The organism is Paenibacillus sp. FSL P4-0127 (assembly GCF_038007325.1).
Classification (GTDB): domain Bacteria; phylum Bacillota; class Bacilli; order Paenibacillales; family Paenibacillaceae; genus Fontibacillus; species Fontibacillus macerans.
In genome coordinates this window covers 509,538-536,527 of sequence record NZ_JBBOWY010000002.1, presented here as the reverse complement: position 1 = coordinate 536,527, position 26,990 = coordinate 509,538, and the positions used below count along the sequence as shown (strand labels likewise).

Here is a 26,990-nt window from a genome sequence, read left to right as displayed (position 1 = left end):
CCTTCTGCAAGGATTTTGGGCTGTTTTCCGAAGATTCCTTTGCATATGATTTCGACATACAAATCCCGAATCCCTTGTGCTTACTCGACCGAACCCCATAATACTGGAGGTACTCTTCTTTTTCAAAGTTCAATATAATTCATTACAGGAATAGCTCCTAACATTTTTTGTTTTAACAAAAGAGTAAGCGATTACAGTAGGCAACGGAGTTCCTTGATTTTCTTTTATGTTACATAACTCAACTTTTGCACCTAGAAAATCAATGTAAAACCAGTTGTAGAACGGTCTTACGGTCTGTTGAATAGCCAGCTTGCCAAAATAGAAAAACACCACTTCGTTTGGTAAAGTGAGAGTGTCAAGCCATCACTACCAGACAGAACCATCATGATAGACCATCAGCCCGATCTGAATCAACTGCCAAACGAATTAAAGCCTGCTTTTCAAGAACTGAAAGTGATGAAACATCTTCAACAAGCCGGATTCCGTAAGCGATTTGGCTTTAGCTGTGCTCGGCTATTCCAACTCGTCTTTGTCCTTCTGTTTCACCAGAAGAATTGGTTTCGACTGCTCGAGAGCAGCAAGGGCGACTCCTTTCCCGGCAAGGATGCCGTCTATCGTTTCCTCAACCATGCAGGCTTTGCCTGGCGTCGTTTTCTGACGTCGCTCAGCGTCGCGACGGTGCAGAAGGTCAGCGTGCTTACGTCGGCAGATCGGACACCGTCTTCATCGTCGACGATTCCATGTTCGAACGCAACCGCAGCAAAGCCGTTGAGTTGCTGGCCAGGTTCAAAGATCATGCCACCGGCGCTTATTACAAGGGATTTCGTATGCTCACCATGGGATGGTCCGACGGCCATACCTTCCTGCCGCTGGACTTCGCGCTGCTCAGTTCCGGCAAATCTGCCATTAACGGCATGAACGAGAAGATCGACAAACGGACGAACGGGTATAAGCGACGTCAAGAAGCACTCCTGTCGGCTCCGCAGGTGATTGTATCGATGTTGGATCGCGCGCTTGCCGCCGGAGCCACGGCCTCCTATGTCTTGATGGACAGTTGGTTCACGCACGCGCCCCTCATTGGCGAGATCGCCTCCCGCGGGCTCGACGTGATCGGCATGGTCAAGAACGACAATAAGCGTTTCCTTGTTCAAGGCCGGAAGCTGTCGCTCAAAGAACTATACACCGCAGCGTCTCCGGTGCAAAGCAAGAAACGAGGCATCCTTCGTTCGATTCGAACCGAGCTTGCCTCCGGCATACCGGTTCACGTGGTATTCGTCCGTCATCGCACGAAGAAGAACGAATGGCTCGCGGTGCTGACGACGGATCTTTCCCTCTCCGTGGAGGACGTGATCCGTATTTACGGGATCCGCTGGGGCATCGAGGTCTTCTTCAAGTGCACCAAGTCGCTGCTTCGTTTGCAGAAGGAGTTTCAAGGCCGCTCCTATGATTTACTGATCAGCCATACGACGATTGTATTCTCCCGCTATATTTTGCTGGCCTGGCAGCATCGGCAAAGTACGGATGCTCGCTCGTTCGGCGGTCTGTTTTATGTGTTGTGCGACGAAGTTGGCACATTGGACTGGGCCATCGCCTTGCAGCAACTGCTCGATCTGATCAACGAAATCACTACGAAAGCAGGAAAAAAGCTTTCGGCTCTGATTCAACGTCAACTCCAGCAATGGATTGCAACTTTACCCAGCTACATCAAGGCCTGTTTGCCCATTTCATGCTGCGAAAGTTGAGTTACATAACCCTTCCCTCCCATTAAATTTCATAGCTATCAGAAAAAGATACTGAAGCAATATCATGTTGTCTACTATATGATGACGATTGAAATCAGAATATGTAACAGAAGAGATCAAAATTATTATGTTACTATCTTTTCTGATTCTTATGAAGTCGCTTTTTGCGGATTGGATGCCCGTTACAGAACAAACATTGTCATTAGTTTTGAAAAAGAATATTACGTTACCTCGGGCAACACCTACAGAGTGGTGACAACAGCCACTATCAAAGAGAGGAACAGAATTTTAGAAACCGCAACTAGCACCTCGGCCCAAGTAAAATACTAACTATTTATTTGAACCATTAGAAATAGACAATAGTAGCGGTAGAGACAATAATCGTTTATAATGAAATTATAATCCGAAAGCATCGGTCAAAGTAACCTCGGGAGAGTTTTCCCCGGGGTTACTTTGTTTTTAGCTATAAACATTTTGTACGTTCATTTGAAACGGCCGCCCATACAGCACCTGTTGATCGGCGTCAAACAAATTCCGGTAAACCACTTGTCCGCGAGTGGATGAAGCATCGACGACCTTGCCGTTTCCGGCATAGATGCCAACATGGGTAATGTCCATAAACCGACCATTGCTGGCATAGCTCCAAAAGACCAAATCGCCCGGAGCCAAATCTTCAAAACGGATTGTCCACCCGTTATCGACACAATGTCTGGCTTGTTCAGCCGCCGTCCGCGGCAACTGAATGCTCAACTGCCGGTACACCCATTGAACAAGATAACTGCAATCTGTATAGCGGTCTTGCCCGGCCAAAACTTGACTGTATGGATCGCCCAAGCGAGTCAATGCCAAGCGGACAGCTTCACCGCCCCATTCCCCTTTCGGCAGATCGTGATAAACGATTTCAAGCTGCTCAGTCGTTAACCCAACATCCATATCTTTACCGAGAAGCGCGAACATGAGCGGGCGGAACTCCGCCGACAACATTTCATGCATGATCTCTCTTTGTTCGATTGTAAAGTCGTAGATGTCGGCCTGCTGCCCAGCAGTATGACTGGCAACTGTAATGTGCAATACCGATTCATACCAGGTTATCGTTTCCTTACTCGTGCTCCCATCTTCATGTTCCACCGTAATCGTTTCCCTGTGTTCAATCGTTTCCACGTAAGAGTCCAGTTGATTCATGTCCCAAAAGACGGAGCGAATCACATCCACCCGAGTGGCGTCCAGTGTGGCTACGTCCATGCCGTTTTCGCTGTCCATTACGGTACGAACCGCAAAGACCGCGATGACGTCCATCCAGTTATCGATGCGAGTATTATCAGCGCTTCCGAGATAATGGATTTCTACACGATCCACTGAGCCTGCATCCCGACGTATGTCCTCCAGTCGGACAGCAAATTCGTTGTCGATGTCTTGTACGATGTCAGAAAGCGGCAATACATCGCTATCCGTATTATCACTGGAGACAAAGATGCCAAAAGGAGATGATACAACCGCAGCAACAGCCATCATGATGCATAGCAAGATGATCACCGTACCGCTAACACCTAAAAGAGCGATCATGCCTTTGGCGAGTACCGCAGTCATTTTCTCCGCTACACGAATCATGCGAATGTTCCATCTGGCAACAGCTTGCAGCCGCTGCTTTGAACGGTGCATGGTCATCAATCGAAAGGCTGCTTTTTGCGCTTCCCTGGCTTTATGTTTCATCCTATCTGTTGGATTATGGACCTGTCCTTTTTCTTGGCTAGACTGATGAATCGGTTTTACTGAATGGGAAAGCACCTTGATGACTTTGCCGCCCGTTTTGACACGCCCGGATACACCTGCATGCGGCTTCACCAGCTTATGAGCGGAAGAACGAACGGGGGCGGGATTTCGTTTCCTCCCGATTGTCATTTCGCCGGGTTGTAGACTCGAACGTTTGTCACGAGAACGCACGGTAGTCTTGAATAGGGTGTTCGTGGTCGTGACACGCTTCTCGACAGGTTTTGACATCGGGTTTGACTGGGTTTCACTTTTAGCTTGAGCTTGGGGTTGTTGAGCTTGTTTCCGACTGACAATCCTGGCCCGCACCATTCGATGAATATAGCGTTGCTTCCCTATCACTGTTTCGGAAAACAAAGGATATTTCCCGCCAACAGGCTTCCGCAAACGCAATGGACGCTTGGTTTGGGAAAATGAATGTACAGCCTGACGATTATCTCTTCCTTGTATGGCACCTGTTGAATGGGCGGACAGCGCTTGTTGTTTATCGGAAACAACCGAACGTTTGCTCACTTGAATGCCGCTTCGCTTACGTGAACGCCGACCGCTCGCCGTTTCCCCCGATTGCTGAGGCATGGTTTCTTTCTCCTTCGCCGTCCCTATCAAGCGCTCCCGTTTTTTCCGAAGAAGACGAATTGCTCCTTTGCTCACACCTGGAATGATGCGCATCCCCTTGCGCAGCGTGGTTTTTGCCGCCCTCACGGATTGATTTTGCGCGTACACCACAGAGGAACCTGTAGATTCCGAATCATGGCGATTAGATGACTTATGTTTGGAACGTACATCGACAGACTTTGCTTTTGCCATCAAGTTGGAGAAGCGATCCAGCTTCTTAATGTTCTTCACCCGTGTCCTTGTCTTTATATCCTTCATCAAAGTTGCCCTCCTGGCATATCCATTAACGGGTTGGACCGTTCATACGTTGGGGAACCCGGTCATGGCTCCTGCAATATTCCGGATAACGCAAGCGAATCGCCTCAAAGAAATAAGGCGCATAACGACAATCAAACAACTCGTGCGGCGTGGAATCCCGTTCCTGCTGTTCTTCTGCCCATCCGTTCCACAGATTAAAGGCCAAGCGGCTTGCTCGAAGGGAAGTACCTGTTTGCTAGGAAGCCTTTAAACCTTTCGGTCGGATGCTGTCGTTTGAAAAGTCAAACAAGTCCTGAACATGCGTCCTCGTTTCTCGCGTCAAGCCTAACGTGTAAAACAACGCACGATGATAGACATCTTGGCGATAAAAACGGCTCAGCATATCGCTGTAAAACTTTTCGTGTTCTACATCACGAAACATACCGGGAAACATAACTTTGGCACTCCTTTCATAGTAGGCGACGATTAGTCATATAACCGCCAATCGTCGCCTTGAACATCACCCTCTAATAGCCCTTTCATTTTGGGAATAAAATCGGACCCTATGATTCAAAATCACTTATTCCCGAGAATTTGCTTCAACTTCTTCAGCCCGCTTTCGATGGACTTGCGTACAGCCTTTTCATCCACCTGCTCTACACGAGCGATAGCGACCTTACTCATCCCTAAAAAATAATGTGAGTAAATACGTCGAAACGACTTTTTCGGTAATCGACACATCGCTGCGTAAAGCTCTCTTCGAAAGGCCATTTCTTCATACTCTGTTTCAGTAGAACGAGAAGGAAACAGAATATCGTTTTCGATGCCATCGTTTCGATCCAGAGAGTAATATGCCCGATGACGATGAGCGCGCAATTTATAAGCGCTTTCAAGCAACTCGAAACGTCGCATCTCCTGTACGATCTCCTCATCCACCTTGATCCAGACATCCGTTTGATAGAAAGGATACATATCGCGAAGATTGATTTTTTTCACTCTCATCCCTCTCCCTTGTTTTGATTGCCAAGCAAGCCAAAACAAGGAGGAGGCGAACGGCAGCCTGTGTCGCCTTTAAACTTAATGCGTAATAAAGGAAAACAAAAAAGACCCTTCGAAAGTACACACAAAGGGTTCGAATATTGATCCACTGAACGTGCAACACCATTCCGCAAGCATGGCAATCCTGTCAGCGGCACATCTTCAATGAGCCTGATAGCGAATTTAGTTAGGGCCTGTTCTCTGGCAGCACGAGCTGCACGCGACTTGATATTAACCAACAATATCAACTCCCGCTCTCATGGCAACACCATGATGAGAAGCAAGCCCTGTTGTTCAGTTATGTATGCAGATTAGGTGCTACCATCCGTATTTTGAAAGACCGATAATGAAACAACTCCTCTCAATGGGAAACAGACTAACCCGACAGTCGTAGGACTAGAGTAATTTAAATAGTCTTGTAGTCGTGCGCTAGCGATAGAATAGTAAAATATACCTTTACTCTTCATATTAAGCCCTGGTCAATTCTTTTTCTGCACGCCGGAATGACTTCCATCTCCAATTAACCATCACTCAATTAGCCAGCAAGTACCACTTGTCTCAGACGGCTGTGACCAGTCGAATCTACATACCTTGGCAAGCAGCTGATGAAGCATCTCATCAGCCGCTTGCCAAGGGTTTACAGCGATTCTCCCGGCTTCGTGGTCATCAAACGGTAAAGTTTTGTATGCCGTGGAAAGCTATCTGTAAATGGCACGAGAGAACTGCCGACCTTTAACAGCCCATTCCCGGCATCGACGTTTGTAATATAAGAAAGCTGGAGATCCGAAATATTAAGCAGTTCCGCCAACTCCTTGCGATCCGTACTGGCCTGATTCAGCATCACGATAAATTCGCTATTGGCCAGCATCGTTCGGGCCGTATGACTTTGCAACAAATCATCCACGTTTTGCGTAATCCCCGTACAAAAAGCGCCATACTTTCGGACACGTTTCCATAACGTGAACAAAAAGTTGGCGCTGTACTCGTGTTGGAAAAGCAGATAAATTTCATCGATGAAGATAAACGTGTTTTTCCCCTTGGCGCGATTTTGTGTAATTCGATTCAGAATGCTGTCCAATACAACCAGCATGCCAATCGGCAACAGTTGCTTGCCCAAATCCAAAATATCATAGCAGATCAGCCGGTTATGAACGTTGACGTTAGTCGGCTGGGCGAACGTATTCAAGCTGCCAGCGGTAAACAGTTCAATCGCCAGCGCGATGTCCTGCGCCTCCGGCTCGGATTGCTTGAGCAGTTCCGCTCGAAAATCCTGTAAGGTAGGCGGTTGCCCTTTGTAATTGCTTTGCAGATATTTTCGATACACACTGGCCGTGCAACGGTCAATAATCGACTTTTCCTTCGCTCCCAACTGATAACCGCCGATCAGTTGCTCGCATAACGAAAGAACAAATTCGGATTTTAAAATGATCGGATTTGCTCCGTCACCGTATTGCCGGTTTATATCCATCGCATTGATATGATTAGGTGACGTGGCCGAGATATGAATGGTCTCTCCGCCTAGCGCTTCTACTAGGGCGGAATATTCACGTTCCGGGTCAATCAGAATAATGTCATCGCCGCTGGCCAGTATTTGATTGACGATTTCTCTTTTTGCCGTAAAGCTTTTTCCGGAGCCCGATACCCCCAAAATAAAGCTGTTTCCATTGAGCAACTGCTTGCGATTGGCAATGAGCATATTTTTACTGATGACGTTTTGTCCGTAGTAAATACCGCCTTCATGCATGATTTCCTGCGCCCGAAACGGGATAAACACCGCTGTGCTTTCTGTCGTCAACGTTCTCAAAGCATGTACTTTCCGTAAACCATAAGGCAACACGGTATTTAGACCGTCCATCTGCTGGTACATAAGAGGCGAGAATTGACACAGATGTTTGCGGGCCGTCGTCAATATCGCTTCGGTATCGTTGTCGAGTTGCTCCTTGCTTTCAGCCACATGCACCATCGTCAATAAGCCAAACATCATGCGTTGGTCGCGAGTCGTCAGGTCATCCAGAAATTCCTTGCTCTCTTTTCGCTGCTGCTCCATGTCATACGGGATAACGGCGGAGAAGTTGTTGTTATTGTTTTGCCGCCGCTGCCAGTTCGTAATATTCGTCTCTACGCCCAACAAACGGTTTTCGATTTCGCGAACCGCCTCATCCGTTGGTATCGGAATGATGTCAAGGGACAGAAATAGGTTGCGGTGCAGGTCGCAAAGCTCGGATACCATACTGTCCTTGATATAGCTGGCATACTCACGCAGGAAGATGACCCGACCATAAAGCTTCCCCATCCGAAAATGATCCTTTTCAAACTCAAACGTATCCGGACAAATATAATCTTTGAAATCATGTCCTTTGCGCATCGTTTCCGACAAGTCGAAACGAAAGTCCGTTTCCTCTCCCTGGCGGAAGAAATGGTGAAAAATACGCAGCCGCTCAGTGGCGTTCAGTTCCGTACATTTGGAGCCGAGACGAGAAAAATGGGCGATCAGATCGGTCCCAACTCGAGAAAAATAATGCCGGGCTTCTTCGATATTGGGTTTGGCAATGGATATCGTTATATACTTCTCTTGAATCGTACCGTTGGCCCCAACGGATTTTTCCAGCAGCATCTGATTATACTCTTGTCGATATTCGTCCAGCTCATCTTGCTGAAGCGGAATGAAGACCGAACTTTCAAAATCCGCTCGATTCAGCCTCCGGTTATGGATGGTGATTTTCGTTGTCGCCCCGCTATCAAAGGAATTGAGCAATTCGGAATACGACAGGAACATCGCTTCCTTATCTTCGCGGGAGGCGACGGAATAATTGATGTCCTCGAAGCGATACGTCTTGGAAAACTTGTTGCCAACTAAAAAAATCCCGTCCGCCCAAATAGAGCGAATCGGGATCACTTGTTGTACGCCTTTCGGTATAACAAATCGTTCCTTATCCTGCTTGATGATACGACTTAACGTCTTAATCATGGCGCTTCATTCCTTTTTCATACTGCTCTATGGTCTTGCTTAACGCCGCCGCATACGTGTTCGTCGAGTGGAAGACTAAGCGCCGCGGCATTAAAAATTCCGATTTGATATACGCCCATAGCAATTGCTCGGCATTCATACCGTGGTACCGGATAAAGCCCAGGGCTGCGAAGGGGGCCGCACCTAAGACGCATACCCAACTGAGTGTCTCAATGCCGAAACGACTGCGCATCATAAAGTACAGCGCTATCGCCACACCTACGGCCAAAACAGAAAAAAAGAACTGTCGCAAGGACAGTCCAAAAAAGATGCTTTCCGTATATTCCCGGATCTCCCGGTTGATTTTCACTTCCACATGTCATCCCTCCCAATTGCTTCCTGTTCTTACGGCTTCGCCTTCGCTTGGCCCTTTTCGTGACTGAATGTAACCGGCGTTTCATGTGGCGGCAAAGCGGAATGATTCAGTAAAGCAGTGGCAAGTTGTATGCCATCTGTCAATCCCTGCATGTACAGCCGTTCATTCATCATGGCTTGCTTGAGAATATACTTGTCCTCCCAGTCTTCAAACTCAGGTGTTTGAGCCATGATCAGCCCCGAAAATATAGTGTGAAACGCCTCATCTTCTTCATCCCTAATTTTTTTCAGCTCTGGATGATGTTCGATTTGTGCCGAAACCTCATCCAATCGCCTTTGAATGGCTCCTCGGAACCACGTTGGAAATCCCATGACCTTGCCCCTTTCATCCCTCTTTTACCGTATCGGTTGCCTATCCTTGGCCTTCATTCGTTGATATTGCACCATCAACTCGTCTACCCTCCTACTCTGTTCCTGAACCTCTTGATTGTCGGATAAAGGAATCGATTGCATCAACGACTTTTCGCCAAGCTCGTTTAATTTTTGCCTCTCTTTCTCCAGTTTTCTTACTAGATCATCCACTCATTTGCACTCCTCTTCCTCATTCTGTGTGCAACTCTATCATGAAGCATTAGCATGTTGTCATCGGAAAAACTACCCTGATAGTACTTTTTAAACTCATTTCAGTCAATTATGTGCTCCTCCATAATAGGAGTTATAAACTGAACCTGATTGTAAAGGGGTGACCAATGATGAGTGTGTACGATAGAAAGAAGGTAGGTCAGCGCATTCGGAAACAGCGAGAAGCTTTGGATATCTCGCGAGAACAAATGGCCGAGTATATTGGGAGAGTCCCCAGATTCTGTGCCGATATTGAACGCGGACAAGCCGGCATGTCCATTGAAACCATGCTTCGTATTTGTACCCTGCTGAAACTATCCCCAAATGAGTTGTTGCTGGAGCAAGAGACAAATAGCAAAAGCAATGATACCGAACTGATTTTAGCTGCACTAAACCAATGTACTGAAAAGCAACGAAACGATGCCCTGGCGCTTTTGAGGCTCTTTTTGGCAGCCATCCGGTAATACTCCCCGAACTGCCTTCCCTCCCGTCAGCATGCCTTCGATTACAGCCCCATCATCTCCCGCACGATCCGATCCGCCATTTTCACCATGCCGACGAGAACCAGCATGTTGAAAATCAGTTCGCCAATGTACGTCCAGACCATGGTCACCGCCTGTGCGCCTTCGTTCACGACCGATGGCGCGGTAGCAAATGCCGAAAAAACAATGCAAGCCAGCACAATGATCGCCCCTTCTAAACAAACGGCGGCATATCCCTTTAAAAAGGACCTGCCGATGGATTGGGTCGGCTCCCCAGCAAACGATGAGAGGGGGACAGGAGCAATGGCTGTGTAAATATAGAGACGAAAAAAACGGCCGTAAACAGAGAGAATCATAATAAACGATAAAACGGTGATGAACAGGCTGCCTAGCAGCGTTACCACCCACAGCGGAATGCTTTGCCAGAAGCCCACATCTTGAATCGCTTGGACAATCGTATCCGGCAGTGTCATCATGTCCGATGAACCAAATCCCGACCGGCCAATCATGGCGGCAATGATGCCCTGTACAATCGAAAATAGCGCCATCATCAATTCCAGACCATACGTGACCGCCGCCTTGGCCAAAATAAATCGAACAAATAACTTCACGGCAACCTCCGGTCGTTTCATTTCCGCAAAGTTACCGGTCGTTTTCATCACGCCAATCACAAAAAACAATACCAGCAAGGCCAATCCCGTAGCTTGCAACGCACCGTGAATATCTAAGATGACGCGCCATATACCACCGCCTTTAAAATCCGCCGGCGACTCGGTGACCAACTCCCAAATCTCCGACATTTTATCATTCCAGGTCTCTAATGCATTTTCGAGATTGTCGATGATCCAACTGTTCTTAGACACATTCACCCTCCCCCCAGATTCGGGGAACAAACCGCTGGCTTATTCCCCGAATGCGAATACCCGTACTTATCCGGCAATCAGGTTGAGAATTTCCTTCGTAAAGGTAATGACCACGCCACCGGCGAGTGTTAAGAACCCGTTAGCTCTTTGGGTAGGGTCGTGAGACTTGAAAGACAAACCAATCTGCACAATGCCAAAACCCAAAATAATCATGCCCACAGCCCGGATCAGGCCAAAAATAAAATCAGACAAATTATTCACGGTAGTCAATGCAGGTGTAGCAAAGCTCCCCACCAGCACGCAAACCATGTACAGCGTCATCCATCGTTTCCATCGATGTTTCACGTTCATCATTCCTTTCCTAAAAATAATGACTCCACTTCATCCTCTGCCAACAGCTCGTAATCTCCGTCTTCATGAAGCTGCACCGATAACCAGTCGATGGCATAATCCGTACCTCCATGCTGGAACGGCGAAGCCTGACCATCCGTTGTAAGCTCGATGTTCGGATGCCGCAGCAAATCATACTTGTCATCCTGTATCGGTCGTTCTCCACGAATAAAGAGCAGGGCATAGCGGTTATCCAACATCCGCACTTCGTCCGGGGTCAACAATTCTCTTCCCGAATGCTGGTAATTGATCGAATAGTTACCGCTGCGCCCCTTGCTCTCACCATAGGTGTTGGTGTCAATCGTTTCCTTGCCGAGCAGTTCCGACACATATTTGTGTGTGGATTGTTCATTGCCTCCCAAGTACAAAAACACATCGCAGTTGCCGACAATCGACTCCCAGGCATCCTTGTACAACGCTTTAAGTTGCGCCAGGTTTTGAAGGATAATCGACACCGAAATTTCCCGACTCCGCATGGTCGACAGCAGCTTGTCAAATTCATCTGGCAACGCCACATTGGCAAACTCGTCCATTACAAAATGAACATGCGTAGGCAGCCTCCCACCATGCCGGTAATCCGCTTCATACATGAGCGATTGAAAAAGCTGCGTGTACAGCATGCCGACGATGAAGTTAAAGCTGCTGTCGTTGTCGGGGATGACGGCAAACAAGGCAGTTTTTTTCGTACCCATGCGGGGCAAGTCCAATTCATCCACCGTACTCATGCCCGCGATGCTGGTCAGATTAAACTTCTCCAGCCGTACGCCAAGCCCGATCAAAATGGATTTGGCCGTTTTTCCGGCAGCCAATTTGAAAATGTTGTACTGTTTGACCGCCAAATGCTCCGGGTCGCGCATCTCCAACCGCTCGAACAACTCGTCCAGCGGACTCTGATAGGTCTCATCTTCCTCCCGCACTTCCGCCGCGGCGATCATTTCCATAATCATCGGAAAGTTTTGTTCCTCCGGCGGCGCTTCATAAAGCAAGTACAACATAAGCGCCTCCAGCAGCGCTGTTTCCGAACGCTCCCAGAAGGGATCGTTCGTGTTGCTGTTTTTGGGTGTCGTATTGCGAATCAGGTTGGTCACCAATTTCAAGACATCCTTGTCGTCCTGCAAATAGACAAACGGGTTATAGCCATGCGAACGATGCGGGTGAATCAGGTCCAGCACTTTGATGTCATAGCCTTTGGCTTTAAGCAGATGACCGGTGTCCCGCAATATTTCCCCCTTTGGGTCCAGAACGACATAAGAGGTCGAGGCTTGCATCACATTCGGCTTAGCATAGAACCGTGTTTTGCCCGCGCCGGAGCCGCCGACAACCAACACGTTCAGGTTCCGGCGATGCTTGCGGCCATCCAGACCGATTTTGACCCGCTGCGTCAAAATTTTGTTTTGTTCCGTCCGTCTGTCTCGATACTTGGCATTGACGGTTTTCGCTCGGCCCCAGCGGGCGCTGCCGTGCTCTTCCCGCCGACGATAATTCCGTGGTGTCGCCAAATAAACCCCAGCGCAAAGCCCATAGATCAGCGCAAAAATCAACAAGCAGCGGGGCGTATCGTCCACCCACTCTATGTTAAGCGGCTGGCGCATCGCCGTGCTGAGATGGACCAACATACTCGGCAATCCTTCTGACCATGCGGGAGCAACCAACAGTGCCAACCAGATGACGGGAATAAAAAAAGCCGCAAAGAGTATCAAATTACTCCTTGCGGCTTCATCGCGTTTCATAATGCCTCCAGCGCTTTTTATTTAGAAGTGGGGCATCAATCATTTTTAACAATAAATCATCCACGGCATCCGTCGGTCGTTTCTCACCGATTAAGTCATTTCGTAACGCATTCAGCGCATGGACGACTATCCCGTGCTCATAATGATTCAAAGACAAGATTCGTTCCTGTTTTTTCATAGCACTCCCTCCAGACAAAACTTAGCGAACCGGATCGTATCGTTTAGGCTGGCGCTGTTGTGACAGGTTCCGGTTCATTCTCTGGGATGTTTGTTGAAAAGCTTCCTTCATGAGCGTCAACTCGGCACGAACTTGCTGCGGTTCCAACCCGTTCCACTTCTCCGGCGCTCGATCAAAGCGGAAGGTGTCGGTTGCAACACCAAATTGCCTGCACAACATATAAGAAGCGGAGTAGGCAACAAACTCGTTATCTGAGCGGTTGTACCGTCCATCGCCACGATCCAGTTCAGCATGTGTCAGTTCTTGGGCAAGCGCTCGAAAAATATCGCCGGCCTCAAGCCCGCGACGAATGGTAATGTTTTTTGTATCTGGCTGATAGAACGCGTGCTTTACCGATGGCAACGCATCACCAATGCCAATCGGAACAGGGGCGAGGTCAATTAACGCTTTAATACGGGCGCGATCATCCGGGAATGCCGGTTCTTCCCGTTTCAACGCGGCGGTCGTTTGCGCAATATCAAACATCTTTTTCGGATTGTAGCTGATACCGGTGCTGCCATCCTGCTTTTGATAGGTTTCGTCCGGTTCCAGAATGTAAAACCCTGTTTCCTTTCGACGAATGAATACCCCTTGTTCCTTCCATGTGTCAAAATCGGCAATGCGAGTCGCGTTTGGCCGCTGCGCCAGAATCAGCAACGCATTGGCCACGCTATAGCGGTCAAAGCGGCTCTGGACATCCAAATATTGCTGGAACGCCTCACCGTTCTGCATCACCGACAAGGTGGTGGCATCAATCGTATCATATGTCCATTGCCGCAGCTCCTGTTTCTTTTGCACCCATGCTTCTTTATCGAAGGATGGTTCGGTTGTACGGAAAGAAGAGGCAGCCGCAGCATCCTGTCGGAATAAATCATCCAGTTCGCTCATTTGGCTTTCCCTCGCTTTCGTCCTTTTGCTTTGTTGGCTTGTTGTTTATCGGCGGCTATCCGCTCCTTTCGAGACGGCAACGGTTCCGCTTGTTCCCGCGGCTGTCTGTCTTTCTCCCATATCCTTTGCTGCCGGTTCTCTTCGCGTATTTCCCGCAATAATTGACGGACGGACACTCGCTCCGGCTCTTGACGAGAAGGTGGATCAGTATCCCTTGCGGTAACCTCGTTGCGCTCGAAGGTATTCTCGGACGGATGGGACGTTTCCGCCGGTTCCTTCTCCGCTGTTGAATGGTCGTCCTCCGATGGAGTCGGCTCCGGCAGTTCGGACTTTCCCATCAATTCATCCAACAAGTCGTCCGTATTCCTTTCTTCTGCGATTTCCTTCGACAGCTCTTGTTCCTGAACTTGCTCGTGACCTGGTTCATGTCCTTGTTCCACAGCAGGAGCTTCGGACATTCCATTGGATTTTTCAATTTCACTCTTAATTTTGGCGGTATCCACAGTGGCCAAGTGGAAACGCTCCACGATCCGATTGATTTTGGACGCATCCTCCGCCCGGACCATCACATCGCACATCCCGTCCACGTTCTTTTTGTCGCGCAAAGCACAGTACAACACGCCATACCGCTTGGCTTCCTTGCAGAAGGTTGCCAGGTCTTCGTTCTTGACCGCAAATACCTTTAATTCTTTCCCACTGCGCAGCAAACTCTCCAACCGGATGCTGCCCTTTGTTCGTTTTTGTCCTTGCAAGGCCGCAAACAAATATACCGCCAAATGCTTAGCGCCTTCGCCGGAAATCTTGGCCATGACTTCGATGCTTTTCAAGCTCATGTTGACAACCTGATTGGCGGCTTCCGTTTCGGTACTCATCGAAAATTTCCTCCTTTCGATCCTGTGCGCCACTTCTGTTTAACGTCTCTCGTAATTCTCCTGATCGCTCCAAAATGCCTTGAACCAGCTTCACCTCCTTTCGAAGCGAGGCAAGCCGTTTAGAACAAACAGCAATTTGCGTTTTGTATTGTTCTCGCTGGCCAGCATCCTTGCAGCGGCGAATTCGGTTGTACAACGACTTGCGCTTCAGGTGCAGGGATTGGATCTGTTCCTCCAACCTGTCACGGAAAGCGAGAAGCTCCTCTTGATGGGTGAGGCGATACTTGCATAGCAGCTTGGTTTGCTCCATCAATACCGACAAGTGTCTCAAATCCTCCCGAAGTCTAAAGGATGGCTTTTTGACAGGCTTTCGTTTTCTAGGAAGCACACCCATTTCAAACAAGTAGCGGATATATAAAGCTTGCAAGCCGCGCAATTTGCGACCAGACCGAACATGGCTCTTACACATGGCACGTCGTCTGCGGACATGGGATGGCCTTTCCCGTTCAGGTATTCGGTTTCGCAATATTCGCTGCTTGATCGCTTCCTCGGTATAGCCATCGCCTAGACTGCGCAAACGGACAAAGCGTGTCTTTCCAGGCGGCCGTATCGCCATATGTTTAACCGCCGTTTTTAGCTCATAACCTTGCTTTTGTAAATGGGCAAAAAACTGTGTCATCGTCATGGAAGATGCAATAGCCTGATCGATGTCCTGCCGGATTAGCCCTCTCCATGTTGGCTTTCGCTCACGTTCCGCTTTCCATTCTCCATAATGCTTGGCTTTGCTCGGTTCGGGATGCTCAATCACCGATAGCGCATGTTCCTGGCAAAGCCGGTCGGATGTCTGCCTCAGCAGAGCATAGGAAGCTTTGTTGTCGTAATACCGTTTCCCATCCACAAAGGAGACCGAGTTTAACACAAAGTGATTGTGCACATGCTGTTTATCCAAATGGGTCGATACGACGACTTCAAAGCGCTCCCCCCACAACTCCTGCGCTAACTTAACACCGATGGTATGAGCGATTTGCGGCGTTGTCTCCCCCGGCGCAAACGCTTGATAGGCGTGAAAGGCCAAAATGCCGTCCGTCTTAAAAAACCGCCGCTTCGTCCGCTGCATCTGCTCATAAGCCGTTAACGGATCGCAGTTGACACCGCTGACATATAGTTGCTTCTCCGTTTTGGCATCCGCCTGTGTATAAGCGAGTACCTGCTCCAAACCACCTTCGCTACGTTCTGCTGTCTTGTCAGGATTTGCGGCGTAATCCAGCACCCGCTTAAGCCTGTCGGTCACCCCCCAGATTGCGGTCGTTGCCACGTGAAATCCCCCCCCTTACGGCGGATGCACATTTGGATGCACTGGTGGTCTTCGTTCCGGTTCGGTTACAGCCTGTTGAATCTGCTGGACTGCGTGACGTAAGCGGTCGGCTTCCACCTGAAATGCAGCCCGTTCCAGATGTCCAGTCGTATGGGCCTTCACAGTGAGTTGATTCAGGTTATTCCCAATAGCGTTCAGTTCACGCATCATCGCGTAATAATCCAGGGGCGGTAGCGGTTTGGGAATATACCCATTGATCAATGCCCGAATGTACGCTTCCCGAGAAAGTCCCGTTTTTTTCACTTCTGTCATAAGGCGAGCATGCTCGCTTTCATTTAAGCGAACCAGAAAAGAGATTGGTCGTTTCCTCATTTGCATCACCCCTTTCCGAACATGAGCTTCCGACAGAAAATCTCATCGCCGCGGATCAAATCGAGCATCAAACAATTGCATCGTGCGAACGGGGTCTTAGGGGCTGTGCCACTAACAAGCGAATTTGGATATCCAAATTCAGTGCTTGCTGCAACACGAGACATCCGTCTCGCGTCGCCTTCAAGCACCTGCCGGGAAAAAGAGAGGACCCCAAAAACACAAAAAGACGCCGATTCGCTCAGCGTCTTCCTCAGAACTTTTTTGTTATCGCACCAACCAGCGGTAATCCTGGCGGCAGTCTACAATGAAATCGACATACACGATTTCATCCTGAATCTGATACAACACCAGATACCATTTTTCCACGAACATCTTGTGATACTTGTTTGACGGAATAAATTCAGCTTCCAGAAAAGGATAGCGTTCCGGCATTTTCGCCAAGGAACGTATCGCTTGCAGCAATTCGTTTTTCGTTTTTCGCGCCGCATCCGGATTTTTTTCCGCAAGGAATCGCACATGAACCGCCAGCATTTGGCGGGCGCGATCGGAAACGATGATCTTATAACGGGGCATCTTTTCCATGCTGAACCTCGTCTATAATGCCCTCCAGGTAAGCGTCCAGTTCATCCGGCGTCACACCAACACGGCCCGCCAAACGATCCTCTTGCACAGCGAGCAGTTCTTCGCGCAGCTTTAACATCTTCTCGCGACGGGAAAACGTCTCAATGTCCATCACGACGAGATCGCCTTCACCGTTCTTGGTCAGATACACCGGTTCCCCGGACGATTTGCATAGATCGGCGATTTCATTATAGTTTTGCCGGATACTGGCGGAAGGCTTGATAATCATCTTGGTCACTCCTTGATAGCTGTATATTGATTTTATTATACCTATTACATGCTATACAATCAATGCAGTTGCGCTTATCCTCAATCTATTCACATCTTATCCACATGCTGCGAAAATTTTCCGTAACCCATAAAAAAAGACACCAACCGTTCAGCGTCTACCGCTATCGGGATGGTTCACCGCGTCTTCTTCGGAATTCCATCAATTCGTTGTTTACATCCTTTCCGAACTTAGGCGGCTCATCGGATATGAGAAGGGCGGGGGAGAGGAGCCTCTGTATCGTGGCTGCCGCCAATCGCCCCGGCTCATCATTATCCAGGTGCAGAACAAGTCGATTTACTTGGGGAAAGCACTGCAAGTAATGCGTTAGGGCAGACGGGGGAGTAGAGTCCTCCCCATTTGTCCTGGGCCTGTATATTCCGGCCAGCGACAGCTTATGCGCCTGCCGCCAATCCCGGCCGGCGAGATGTTTCAGCGTACAGTAGGATAAGAGATCAATGGCGCTCTCAAACAGATGCAGTTCCGTACTGTTTTCCGAGGCCGGAATGGAAAATGAATACCGCTTGTCGCTGCCGGCAACTTCTCCCATATAACGGGTGCTTGTCGTACCGCGTATCGCCGCATAGCGCGGCGTCCCATCTTGGTCAAAACCGACGAATACCGCGTTGTGGTAGCGGCGGCTTTCATACAACCTTCCCGTTTCCAGACAGTAGTCGATCACCGAGCGGTGGATGCCCCGTTTGCTCAAATAAGCCATGACGCGATGAGAGTTTTCATACGGTTCTGGAAGCTCCAACCGCGCCGTAGATGTGCGTTGTTGGCACGATTGCGAAACCGTAAGCATGTTGCCGGGATGAACGCCTTCCATTTGCAGCACCGCATCGAGAAAAGGCATGCCGCGCACTTTGATCAGGTAATCCAGCGCCGAGCGCCCGCCAATCCCCCTTGACCACCAGTACCATTTGCCGTTGGAAATTTTCAAGCTGTCATGTGTTCGGGTGGTGTAGACATTGCGGGAGCAGCGTACCAGTTCCGCAGGCTCGTACATTTGCAAATACGTGAGCAAATCCAGTCTTTTGGCGCGTTCGATCTGTTCCTTGTTTACGTAGCTCATTGCCGCAGCTCCATTTGGAAATCCAGACAGCGTCCGATGGGTATATTGTTCATCGTGCCTTACCCCTCTTTTTGGGGTACGTATAAGCTCTGCCTTCCTTCAACTTCGTAACGCCTTTCTTTTTCATGAATGCGTCTAAATCGCCTTCATGAACTTGACTGGTCACCCCGTTTGAGTCGCGGATGTAATAATACGTGTCGCCAAATCCGTTTTTCTCTTTGGATATCAACTCCAACGATGGCACGGTTTCTCCCTCCTCGATCAAGCCGGTTCCGTAACCAAAAGGCGGCAAAATCGGACAAAAGCATCCGCCGCTTGGGACGGCATACAACATGTTCATTCCTCCGGAAATAAGAAAAGGACCCCGAAGCTGGAGTCCAATTCATCATGTGATTTTACCTTTAACGGACGGGCATATCTTCGATCTGTGAAATGCTCGCACCGATACCATGTTCTTTTCCGTAATGGTCAGCAAGAAGTTCCCTTTCAGGGGTAGGAACGACGGTGTCAGACCGTTATCGCTCACGGCCCACCACCCGCCGTTCCGGCGCTTCCGGTTCATCGTCAGGCACGCTGTCCACGGCTTCGTTTTCCCGTTTGTCCATGTTGAGCAGCGCATTCAATTCCGCAAGCCGCGCCGCTTTCGTTTGCAGTTCCTGCTCCTTCTCAAATGGAGCCGCGATTTGTTCCTTCGCCGTTTCCATTTGCTGCCGCAAGGTGGCAAGCTGCTCACGGGCATGCTCCAGCTTTACAGGCAAGTCGGACAAGGCATTGTTGATGCGGCTTATGTTGCCGCCTGCATCCGCTCCGAGCGTCACCGTATGACCCAGGGCGCCGCGCAGCGTGACCTTGTACTCCTTATGGAAGCTGTCAAAGGACAGCCACAAGGAAAAGCCAAGATAGCTTCCCGCTGCTTGCGGATCGGGCGACGTCATGCCCTTGCATGCGTCGAGCAAAGCCGCGCCCGCCGCCGCCCTCTCCGAATAGGTGTAATCCTTGACCGTCATGCCGGGGAATTTATCTGCCCCATCCGCCTCGGATGCCAGAGAACGTGTATACAAAGCAACGTCCTGTTCATAGCCGGCAATTCGTTCCTCCGTGGACTTGATTTGCTGCGGCAGCACTTTGAGCAGCCGGTCCTCCAGCGCATAGCGCTGGCTCAAGTGGTTGGCTTTGAGCAGCTTCAATTTGGATACCTGAATGTCCAGGTCCATTTTCTCTTTGATGTACGGGTTGCCGGTCGCCAGCGCCTTCACCTCGGCATAGGAGAGAGCCGTCTCGTCAATATCCTCGGCGGAACGGACAGGCGATTTGCTGGTCATGATCTGCGAAATGAAGCGCTGCTTGTTTTCGAGTGTCTGGTACAAATACGCGTCGAACGTGTTCTCCGTCACATAGCGAAAAATATGCACCTCGCTGTTCTGATTGCCTTGCCGGATAATGCGCCCGCTGCGCTGCTCCAGGTCGCGCGGACGCCAAGGGCAGTCGAGGTCGTGAAGGGCAATCAGCTTCGTTTGTACATTCGTTCCCGCGCCCATTTTGAATGTCGATCCAAGCAGTATCCGAACCTGTCCGCTGCGTACTTTGGCGAACAATTCCTTTTTCTTGATCTCGGTATTAGCGTCGTGAATAAAGGCGATTTCGTCAGCCGGGACACCTTTCTCCATCAGCTTGCGCCGCAGCTCGTCGTACACATTGAAGGTACCATCCTGTTTCGGAATGGACAAATCGCAAAACACCAACTGGGTCAACCGCGTCTCCTGATGTTCCTCCCAATACCGGAAGACATTGTCCGCGCAGGCGCTGACTTTGCTGCCTTCGTCGTCGGGAAGCAGGGGATTAGCCAGCCGCTGATCGAGCGCCAGTTTGCGTCCGTCATTGGTGATCGTCAGCATATTGTCCTCATGCGGCTCTACTTCCTTCGCCCGCACCCGCTCGGCGCGGCGGGCAAGATCCGCGACCATATCGCGCTGAAAGTCGCTCGGCGGCACGGCCACATTATGGAAGTGGGCTTTCGGCACGGGAAGCTGGAGCATGTCAGCCGTCTGGATATCGGCCACTTCTTTGAACATATTCATCAGTTCCGGCAAATTGTAAAAACGGGCAAACCGGGTTTTCGCCCGATAGCCCGTTCCTTCCGGAGCCAATTCGATGGCGGTGACGGTTTCCCCGAACGTGGACGCCCAGGCGTCGAAATGCTGCAATCCTTGCCGCTTGAGCCGCTCGTATTGCAAATAGCGCTGCATCGTATACATCTCAGTGATGGAGTTGGAGATCGGCGTACCCGTCGCAAAGATGATACCCCGGCCTCCGGTCAGTTCGTCCAGATAGCGGCATTTGGCAAACATGTCCGACGACTTCTGCGCTTCGGTTTGCGACAGTCCGGCCACATTGCGCATTTTCGTGTAAAGAAACAGGTTTTTGTACGAATCGGCTTCGTCCACGAATAGCCGGTCTACGCCCAGTTCCTCAAAGGTGACGACATCATCCTTCCGGCTGGTGTCGTTCAGCTTCTCCAGCTTGGTTTGTAGCGTCTTTTTCGTTTTTTCAAGCTGCTTGATCGCATAGCGTTCGCCTCTGGCTTCCTTGAGTTCCCGGATGCCGCTTGTAATCTCCGAAATCTGTTCGTACAGTTGCTGCCGCTGCCGCTCCGTCGAAATCGGAATTTTCTCAAACTGCGAATGGCCAATGATGATGGCATCATAATCGCCGGTGGCAATCCGCGCGCAAAACGTTTTGCGGTTTTTCGTTTCAAAGTCCTTCTTGGTCGCCACCAGAATATTCGCCGACGGATATAGCTGCAAAAACTCCGCCGCCCACTGTTCGGTCAGATGGTTCGGAACGACCAGCATGCTCTTGTTGCACAGCCCCAAATGCTTGCTCTCCATCGCCGCGGCGGTCATCGCGAAGGTTTTACCTGCACCGACACAATGCGCGAAAAGGGAGTTGCCGCCGTACAGCGCCCGGGCAACCGCATTGACCTGGTGCTGGCGGAGCCGGATTTCCGGGTTCATCCCGGTGAATCGGATATGACTGCCGTCGTACTCGCGAGGACGGATGGCATTGAACCGGTCATTGTACAGCCTTGTCAGCCGTTCACGCCGCTGCGGATCTCGCCATATCCAGTCGCGGAACGCTTCTTTCATCATCTCCTGCTTTTGCTGAGCGATGGCCGTTTCCTGCTTGTTCAGCACACGCTTTTCCACGCCGTCCTCATACACAGTGTCAAATACGCGCACGTCCCGCAAATTCAGCGTATCTTCAAGAATTTTATACGCATTAACGCGGTTGGTGCCGTACGTGACGTTCGCCTTGATATTGTTGCTGCGGTCATCGCTTTTGCCTTTGACGTTCCAGGCAGCCGTATATTCGGAATACATGACATTGATGTAGGTCTGGTACATCGGCGGCGTGTCCACCAGTTCAAACAGAAATTGCCGAATGTCTTCCGGCGGGAGCCAGGTTGCGCCCAAGCGGACATCGATTTCGGCGGCGTCCAGGTCTTTCGGCTGCACCGCTTCAAGCGCTTTGACGTTTTCGCCGTAACGTTCGGCATCGTATGCGGCAAACTGTCTGGCCACCCGCAGCTTCTCCCGCACATTGCCGGACAAGTACGCATCCGCCGTTTCGTAGATCGGCTTCCCTTCCTCATCCAAATTTTCGGGATTGGGAAAGATGACGCCGCGCAGCTCTTTTATCAATTGTTCTTCCGTCCAGCCGGTTAGCTCCGCCATATACGGCAGATCGACACGGGCTTTTGCGCCGATGGAAACGGCCAGCGCCTCCGAAGCGGTATCCACCTGTTCCACGCGGATGCGCTGCCGGATGGTGCGTTTGGTGAACATATCCGCCTTGCGCAGCAACCGCCCTTCCTCGTCGATGATTTCCAGCGAGCAAAGAAGAAAGTAAGAACTGTCGTCCGAAAAAGCAAGGCTGTTGGCGCGGCTGTTGATCAGGCCGTATTGCGCCGTAAACCGATCATACTGCGTATTCAGCTTGCGCTGTTGCTGCTCTATCATCTCATCGCTGTAGTCTTCGGTTTGATACTCGATCAGCTCGCGCACGGTGTCCCGCAGCAGAATCATTCCCTTGATGCGGCCTGACGCCGTAGCCGAAGTGTCCACGCGCCGCATCCGGCTGTTCTCCCGATAGTAGATTTGTCCATCCACCAACGCAAAGCTGAAATTGCGCACAGTCGGATCAGCAGGGAGAGAAGGGTCTTCTTCCTCCGGCTGGTCTTCCCGTTCCAGCTCCACCCATTCGGCATGGATGCCCGACAACGCTTCGCGCAGCAGCTCATCCAGATTGGCGTCCGGGAATGGCTTGCAGGACGTTTCCTGCCGGTTGCCGTACATCCGGTCGTCAAAAACCATGGTGCCGAGCACCATATCGGGATGTTCTGCGAAATAGCGATTCACCGGAACACCGTCCGCTGTCTCGGAAAGGGATAGCCATGCTTCGGTTTGCTCGCTGACGGCGACCATGCGATCCCGTTTCTGCAAAAAGATAATGTCGGCGGTTACTTCGGTTCCGGCATTGGCCAGAAACGCATTGCTCGGCAGACGCACCGCTCCGAGCAATTCGGCGCGTTCCGCAATATATTTGCGAACCGCCGGGTTCTGCTTGTCCATCGTGCCTTTGGACGTAATAAAGGCGATGATGCCGCCCGGACGCACTTTGTCCAGTGTCTTAGCGAAAAAGTAATCATGGATGAGAAACTTGTGTTTGTCGTAACGTTTATCCGCCACGCCATAACCGCCGAACGGCACGTTCCCGATGGCGAGATCAAAGAAGCTGTCCGGCAAATTCGTCTGTTCATAGCCGCTGACCGCAATCGACGCCTGCGGGTATAGCTGCCGGGCAATACGGCCGGTAATGCTGTCCAGTTCCACGCCAAACAGCCGCGAGCCTTGGAACGACTCCGGCACCAGTCCGAAGAAATTGCCGATGCCGCAGGACGGCTCCAAAATATTGCCGCTGCGAAAGCCCATCGATTCTAGACAGTCGTACATCGCCTTGATGACGGACGCAGACGTATAATGGGCATTCAGCGTTGACGCGCGAGCGGATGCATATTCCTCCGGCTCCAGCACATTTTTCAGTTCCGCATATTCGGCTGCCCATTGCGTGTTCGCTTCGTCAAATGCCTGCGGAATGCCGCCCCATCCGACATAGCGAGCCAGCACCGCCTGCTCTTCCGCTGTCGCTTGCCGCTGCTCCTGCTCCAGCTTGTTCAGCAGCCGAATCGCTTCCATGTTCCATTTGAACTTCGTTTTTGCGCCGCCATGCCCCAGCTCATCATCCGTAATCCGGTAGTTGACAGCCGGGACAGACGGACGGGCTGGCGCGGTGCGGCCGGCCGCACCATCAGAGGAAAGGGAAGTGTCTGGCTGCGATACGGTTTCTGGCCCCTCCGTCACCGGCTCTTCCGGTAAAACCGCATCTTCCGCCGTTTCCCATGCCGTTTCGCCAATCCATTCCGGCTCCTGCTCTCCGGTAATCAGATGATCGTTCAGCGGGTTTTCGCGCAGCATCCGCTCAAAATCCCGGCGATTTACCTCTTTGATGAAGAGCGGGAACTGCCGGTCTTGCAGCACCACCGTTCGCTGCGCCAGTTCAACAATTTCATATTCGTCCGCACCAATCCAGACCATACTGCCAGTATCAAAACCGTAGCGCGCTCGTTCCCGGTTCACCGGCGTTTGTTCCGGTTCCACCTGTGCGTCTCGTGGGGAAAGCCCCGACGATGCATCCGACTGAGGCACATCGTTCCTGGCCATTTCCGCCGCCTGCTGTCTCCGCTTTTCCTCCTGTTCCTCTGCAAAAGCGGGCAATCGCTCGGCTTCCTGCCGGTTCAAGTAACGACCCGCTGCCAGCAGTTCGCCGATACGTTTCTGCACGTTCATCCACGGCAGCACCACCTGCGTATCCGGGTTCATGATGGAGCCGCGGGTCAGCGTGATGCCTTTGCTGTCATAATTCATGTGAATATCCGTGCCGATCAGCGCGGGAAGACGCCCGCCGGTTCCGTATTCCCGTTTCAGGAAATCGGCGTTCTCCTGTGCGGACAGCGACTGCTGGAAATGCAGCGCGATGCGATACTTGCCGTTCTCAAAACCGCTGCCGTTTTGCAAAATGGCGTCAATGACCGCTTGCGGCATGAAAAAAGCGGAGGCTTTTGCGTCCTCCGCTTGTTCCATCCACAGCGTCTGTTGCTCGATGGACGGTTCCAACTTTCGCGTCAAGTCAAATTCGTTCAACAGTATCATGCTGGCGATATGCCCGGCGATGACGCCCCAATCGTAAAAGCTTTGCGCCGTGCGTTCCTCCGCCGTCCCTGTCCACAGATGCAAAACGTTTCGGTACGGTTCAAATCCTGCTCGTACGCCTTCATCCAGCGTCAGTTCGGTGATGCCTGACGGAAACAAACCGCGCACATACAACATGCGCTCGCGCTCGTCTTCATGGGCAAGGAAAAATGCTGCGATGTCCGACTTGCTCTCCCGCAGCGGCGCGGCTCGGAGCATGTCATTAATGAGGGCATGGTCGTGAAAAAACGGAAGACTTCGGTCCTCCGTTTCCCGGTCGTACCATTTTAATGATAAATCAGTTCCGCGAGAATCAGTTCCTCCGCCTGCTGCTTCAGGTTGTTCATGTGTCCCGTCCAGGCCAGCGGATCGCTCGCCTTGTCCGGCGCCGGGTGAGACGCGAGCAGCTCCTGCATCGTCCGGTCGATCTGCTCCCGCGCTGTCCGGTCGACTTCCGCCAGATGTTGGTTCAACTGCCCCGACAACATCAGATGGGCGTACATGCCCTTCCGCTCGGTTTTCAGGAACGTCTTGCGCATCATCCCGTACTTCCCGATGGTCGTCTCCGCTTCGCTCAGCGTCAGGTTGGGCAGCAGATAATCCCCTTGCGGCGAGTACGTCAGTTCCATGTTCATCCTTCCTTTCTTGTCGAGTAGCTTCATTGTGCGGCAAGGAATCGGGTCTTGCAAGGGTATGAAACGATTGCCCCTCATTTGCATGTTGTGCATCCCGACGCAGTGCTCGGACGGTCGATTCCACTTCCCGTAGCATCATCTCGGACACATCGCTGATCGCTGCGCCCAAGTGGGATAATGCTGGAAGCGTATTGAAATAACCAATGGAAGACAAATCCTCGGTGCTAATGTAAAGTTCGGGATTCAACTCGCAGCGGGTTAAGGCCATATAAGCGACGGCTTTTTCAGACGCTTGTTTGAACAACAATTCCACATGCGGAACGTCCAGGTCCTCAAGCAAACTGTTCTCCCGCTCTTTCATCAACTCCGCCACATAATCGGCGCTGTTGTCATCCACCGCATTCCGCGCAGCAGCGAGCAACGCGGCAGGCAGATCCGCACGCCGTTCGCTCTCGTCCGGCGCTCCGAACGCATTTTCCAGCGTTTCGATCACATGAGCCGTGTCGCTGTCCTGCAACCGCCAAAGCGACACCTGCGGCTGGCGTCTGCTTTGGGTATCCGATACGTCAAACACATGGCGCAGGCCCAGGTGGTTGCCTCGGTCTTCAATCAGGGCAATCCCTTTTGCGCCGCGTTTCACCCAGCGATCCAGCCGCTTGTTCCAGACGTCAATCGGCGCGCAGGCCGTTGCGTCCGGACGTTGGGCGTAGATCAACAGTTGATCCTGAAACGGATATTTATAGTTCCAGGCCGCCGTCCGCAAAAAATCCGCCCACCGCTCAGGCTGATTCGTTACCGTGCGAGCCGTGCCGGCAGCCAGTTCGACGATGCGCTGCAACTTGGCTGTCACGAGAGCACCTCCCTTACCGAAACGTTATTTGATTGGTGAGGCGAATGCCTTCCTCCGAATAACGGGCCGTAATCCGAATGAGTCCAATAAGTTGCAGGCGATGCAGATTTCGGCGGACAGTGGAAGGAGAGAGACCCACCTCCAAAGCCAGCTTTTTGCCGGACAACAAGACGCAGCCGTGCCGCCCGCCCGCGCGGTCCATCAGGTAGCTGTACAATAGCTTTGCTGCAGGAGGGACCTTCGCTTTGGCCAGCAGTTGATACCGGGTAAGATCATTCATAAACTTCCTCCTCGGCAGACGCTAACGCTCCGGCGACCGTTCCGACAAACGATCCGGCCGGATGTAGCAGTACAGATAGAAATTGTAGTCTCCCGCATGCGGGAAACAACGCAGGTAGTACCGATGGCGCTCTGTTTGAAAACAAAAGCCGTATACGCCGGAATGCCACGCCCCCGATAATCGGGCCTCCGGATGCGACAGGCAAAAACGGTGCATCTGGCTGCGGCTTTGAAGAAGTCCCTGCTCCGTCAATGCCCGCACAACCGCATCCAGTTCCGCCCGGAAAGCCGGCGTTTTTAGCGCTGGCAAATGCTCGAACCAGTTTGCCCAGAATGTCTCGCCGCTGCTGCCAAAATAACCGCGCAGGTGCCCGATGCAACCCCGTTCCGTATCCTTCTTTATCGAAGCGGAATAAAAATAGGCCGCATCCTCCGACACGGCCGTTTGCAGTCTTTCCAGCATATTCTTTTCCTCCCGGCTGG

At 51.1% G+C, this 26,990-nt stretch carries 24 protein-coding genes and 2 pseudogenes; 3 read left to right on the top strand and 23 right to left on the bottom strand.

Features of this window, described 5'->3' with window-relative positions:
- The first annotated feature begins 384 nt into the window (after positions 1 to 384).
- Positions 385 to 1,742 (top strand): annotated as a pseudogene (locus NYE74_RS28930) (IS4 family transposase).
- A gap of 459 nt (positions 1,743 to 2,201) precedes the next feature.
- Here the strand turns inward: NYE74_RS28930 and NYE74_RS28925 are convergent.
- The 7 genes and pseudogenes from NYE74_RS28925 to NYE74_RS28900 form a co-directional block, all read right to left on the bottom strand.
- Positions 2,202 to 4,382 (bottom strand): C40 family peptidase, encoded by a 2,181-nt coding sequence (locus tag NYE74_RS28925; RefSeq protein ID WP_213509926.1) that lies wholly within the window; start codon positions 4,380 to 4,382, stop codon positions 2,202 to 2,204.
- A gap of 25 nt (positions 4,383 to 4,407) precedes the next feature.
- Positions 4,408 to 4,803 (bottom strand): annotated as a pseudogene (locus NYE74_RS33425) (DUF6075 family protein).
- Positions 4,804 to 4,937: 134 nt separating this feature from the next.
- Entirely contained in the window at positions 4,938 to 5,357 is a 420-nt protein-coding gene (locus NYE74_RS28920; RefSeq protein ID WP_036623475.1) for an RNA polymerase sigma factor, read from the bottom strand.
- 679 nt (positions 5,358 to 6,036) lie between these two features.
- Positions 6,037 to 8,367 (bottom strand): VirB4-like conjugal transfer ATPase, CD1110 family, encoded by a 2,331-nt coding sequence (locus NYE74_RS28915; protein ID WP_036623477.1) that lies wholly within the window; start codon positions 8,365 to 8,367, stop codon positions 6,037 to 6,039.
- Positions 8,360 to 8,722 (bottom strand): PrgI family protein, encoded by a 363-nt coding sequence (locus NYE74_RS28910; protein ID WP_010274537.1) that lies wholly within the window; start codon positions 8,720 to 8,722, stop codon positions 8,360 to 8,362. The genes NYE74_RS28915 and NYE74_RS28910 overlap by 8 nt, the downstream gene beginning before the upstream one ends.
- Positions 8,723 to 8,751: 29 nt before the next feature.
- Complete coding sequence (locus NYE74_RS28905) at positions 8,752 to 9,093, bottom strand: hypothetical protein (RefSeq protein ID WP_036623481.1); 342 nt, start codon at positions 9,091 to 9,093, stop codon at positions 8,752 to 8,754.
- A gap of 24 nt (positions 9,094 to 9,117) precedes the next feature.
- A complete protein-coding gene (locus tag NYE74_RS28900; RefSeq protein WP_124331897.1) occupies positions 9,118 to 9,303 on the bottom strand; it encodes an aspartyl-phosphate phosphatase Spo0E family protein in 186 nt (61 codons plus the stop codon).
- A gap of 170 nt (positions 9,304 to 9,473) precedes the next feature.
- Here NYE74_RS28900 and NYE74_RS28895 point away from each other — a divergent pair, with 170 nt between their 5' ends.
- Positions 9,474 to 9,806 (top strand): helix-turn-helix domain-containing protein, encoded by a 333-nt coding sequence (locus NYE74_RS28895; protein ID WP_036623484.1) that lies wholly within the window; start codon positions 9,474 to 9,476, stop codon positions 9,804 to 9,806.
- Between the two features lie 41 nt (positions 9,807 to 9,847).
- Here NYE74_RS28895 and NYE74_RS28890 read toward each other — a convergent pair whose 3' ends face one another.
- The 14 genes from NYE74_RS28890 to NYE74_RS28825 form a co-directional block, all read right to left on the bottom strand.
- Positions 9,848 to 10,687, bottom strand: a complete 840-nt coding sequence (locus NYE74_RS28890) for a hypothetical protein (protein ID WP_227872721.1) — start codon at positions 10,685 to 10,687, stop codon at positions 9,848 to 9,850.
- A 66-nt stretch (positions 10,688 to 10,753) separates the two neighbouring features.
- On the bottom strand, positions 10,754 to 11,038 hold the full coding sequence (locus NYE74_RS28885) for a glutamyl-tRNA amidotransferase (RefSeq protein WP_445323427.1): 285 nt from the start codon (positions 11,036 to 11,038) through the stop codon (positions 10,754 to 10,756).
- Positions 11,038 to 12,693 (bottom strand): VirD4-like conjugal transfer protein, CD1115 family, encoded by a 1,656-nt coding sequence (locus NYE74_RS28880; protein WP_227872722.1) that lies wholly within the window; start codon positions 12,691 to 12,693, stop codon positions 11,038 to 11,040. Before NYE74_RS28880 ends, NYE74_RS28885 begins: the two co-directional genes overlap by 1 nt.
- Before the next feature lie 100 nt (positions 12,694 to 12,793).
- On the bottom strand, positions 12,794 to 12,985 hold the full coding sequence (locus NYE74_RS28875) for a hypothetical protein (protein ID WP_007130974.1): 192 nt from the start codon (positions 12,983 to 12,985) through the stop codon (positions 12,794 to 12,796).
- Between the two features lie 21 nt (positions 12,986 to 13,006).
- The gene (locus tag NYE74_RS28870) at positions 13,007 to 13,912 is read right to left on the bottom strand and encodes a hypothetical protein (protein ID WP_316560495.1); all 906 of its coding nucleotides are present in this window, start codon (positions 13,910 to 13,912) and stop codon (positions 13,007 to 13,009) included.
- Complete coding sequence (locus NYE74_RS28865; RefSeq protein ID WP_040739002.1) at positions 13,909 to 14,784, bottom strand: PcfB family protein; 876 nt, start codon at positions 14,782 to 14,784, stop codon at positions 13,909 to 13,911. Before NYE74_RS28865 ends, NYE74_RS28870 begins: the two co-directional genes overlap by 4 nt.
- A complete protein-coding gene (locus NYE74_RS28860) occupies positions 14,693 to 16,099 on the bottom strand; it encodes a relaxase/mobilization nuclease domain-containing protein (protein WP_036623496.1) in 1,407 nt (468 codons plus the stop codon). The genes NYE74_RS28865 and NYE74_RS28860 overlap by 92 nt, the downstream gene beginning before the upstream one ends.
- Before the next feature lie 15 nt (positions 16,100 to 16,114).
- Positions 16,115 to 16,471, bottom strand: coding sequence for a plasmid mobilization protein (locus NYE74_RS28855; protein WP_036623498.1), 357 nt, complete (start codon positions 16,469 to 16,471; stop codon positions 16,115 to 16,117).
- Positions 16,472 to 16,735: 264 nt separating this feature from the next.
- Positions 16,736 to 17,053 carry a type II toxin-antitoxin system RelE/ParE family toxin gene (locus NYE74_RS28850; RefSeq protein ID WP_124331898.1) on the bottom strand — a complete coding sequence of 106 codons (318 nt, stop codon included), beginning with the start codon at positions 17,051 to 17,053 and terminating at the stop codon, positions 16,736 to 16,738.
- On the bottom strand, positions 17,031 to 17,321 hold the full coding sequence (locus NYE74_RS28845) for a type II toxin-antitoxin system Phd/YefM family antitoxin (protein ID WP_036623502.1): 291 nt from the start codon (positions 17,319 to 17,321) through the stop codon (positions 17,031 to 17,033). Before NYE74_RS28845 ends, NYE74_RS28850 begins: the two co-directional genes overlap by 23 nt.
- Before the next feature lie 163 nt (positions 17,322 to 17,484).
- Positions 17,485 to 18,435, bottom strand: a complete 951-nt coding sequence (locus NYE74_RS28840) for a DUF3991 and TOPRIM domain-containing protein (RefSeq protein WP_124331899.1) — start codon at positions 18,433 to 18,435, stop codon at positions 17,485 to 17,487.
- A gap of 49 nt (positions 18,436 to 18,484) precedes the next feature.
- Positions 18,485 to 18,769, bottom strand: coding sequence for a hypothetical protein (locus NYE74_RS28835; protein ID WP_036623505.1), 285 nt, complete (start codon positions 18,767 to 18,769; stop codon positions 18,485 to 18,487).
- A 181-nt stretch (positions 18,770 to 18,950) separates the two neighbouring features.
- The gene (locus NYE74_RS28830) at positions 18,951 to 21,449 is read right to left on the bottom strand and encodes a DEAD/DEAH box helicase family protein (protein WP_341005540.1); all 2,499 of its coding nucleotides are present in this window, start codon (positions 21,447 to 21,449) and stop codon (positions 18,951 to 18,953) included.
- Between the two features lie 3,581 nt (positions 21,450 to 25,030).
- The gene (locus tag NYE74_RS28825; RefSeq protein WP_227872724.1) at positions 25,031 to 25,372 is read right to left on the bottom strand and encodes a TnpV protein; all 342 of its coding nucleotides are present in this window, start codon (positions 25,370 to 25,372) and stop codon (positions 25,031 to 25,033) included.
- A 298-nt stretch (positions 25,373 to 25,670) separates the two neighbouring features.
- Here NYE74_RS28825 and NYE74_RS28820 point away from each other — a divergent pair, with 298 nt between their 5' ends.
- The gene (locus NYE74_RS28820) at positions 25,671 to 26,267 is read left to right on the top strand and encodes a hypothetical protein (protein ID WP_174719587.1); all 597 of its coding nucleotides are present in this window, start codon (positions 25,671 to 25,673) and stop codon (positions 26,265 to 26,267) included.
- Here the strand turns inward: NYE74_RS28820 and NYE74_RS28815 are convergent.
- On the bottom strand, positions 26,242 to 26,508 hold the full coding sequence (locus NYE74_RS28815; protein ID WP_124331901.1) for a helix-turn-helix domain-containing protein: 267 nt from the start codon (positions 26,506 to 26,508) through the stop codon (positions 26,242 to 26,244). The genes NYE74_RS28820 and NYE74_RS28815 overlap by 26 nt on opposite strands.
- A 21-nt stretch (positions 26,509 to 26,529) precedes the next feature.
- Entirely contained in the window at positions 26,530 to 26,970 is a 441-nt protein-coding gene (locus NYE74_RS28810) for a hypothetical protein (protein ID WP_080835134.1), read from the bottom strand.
- Positions 26,971 to 26,990 lie beyond the last annotated feature (20 nt).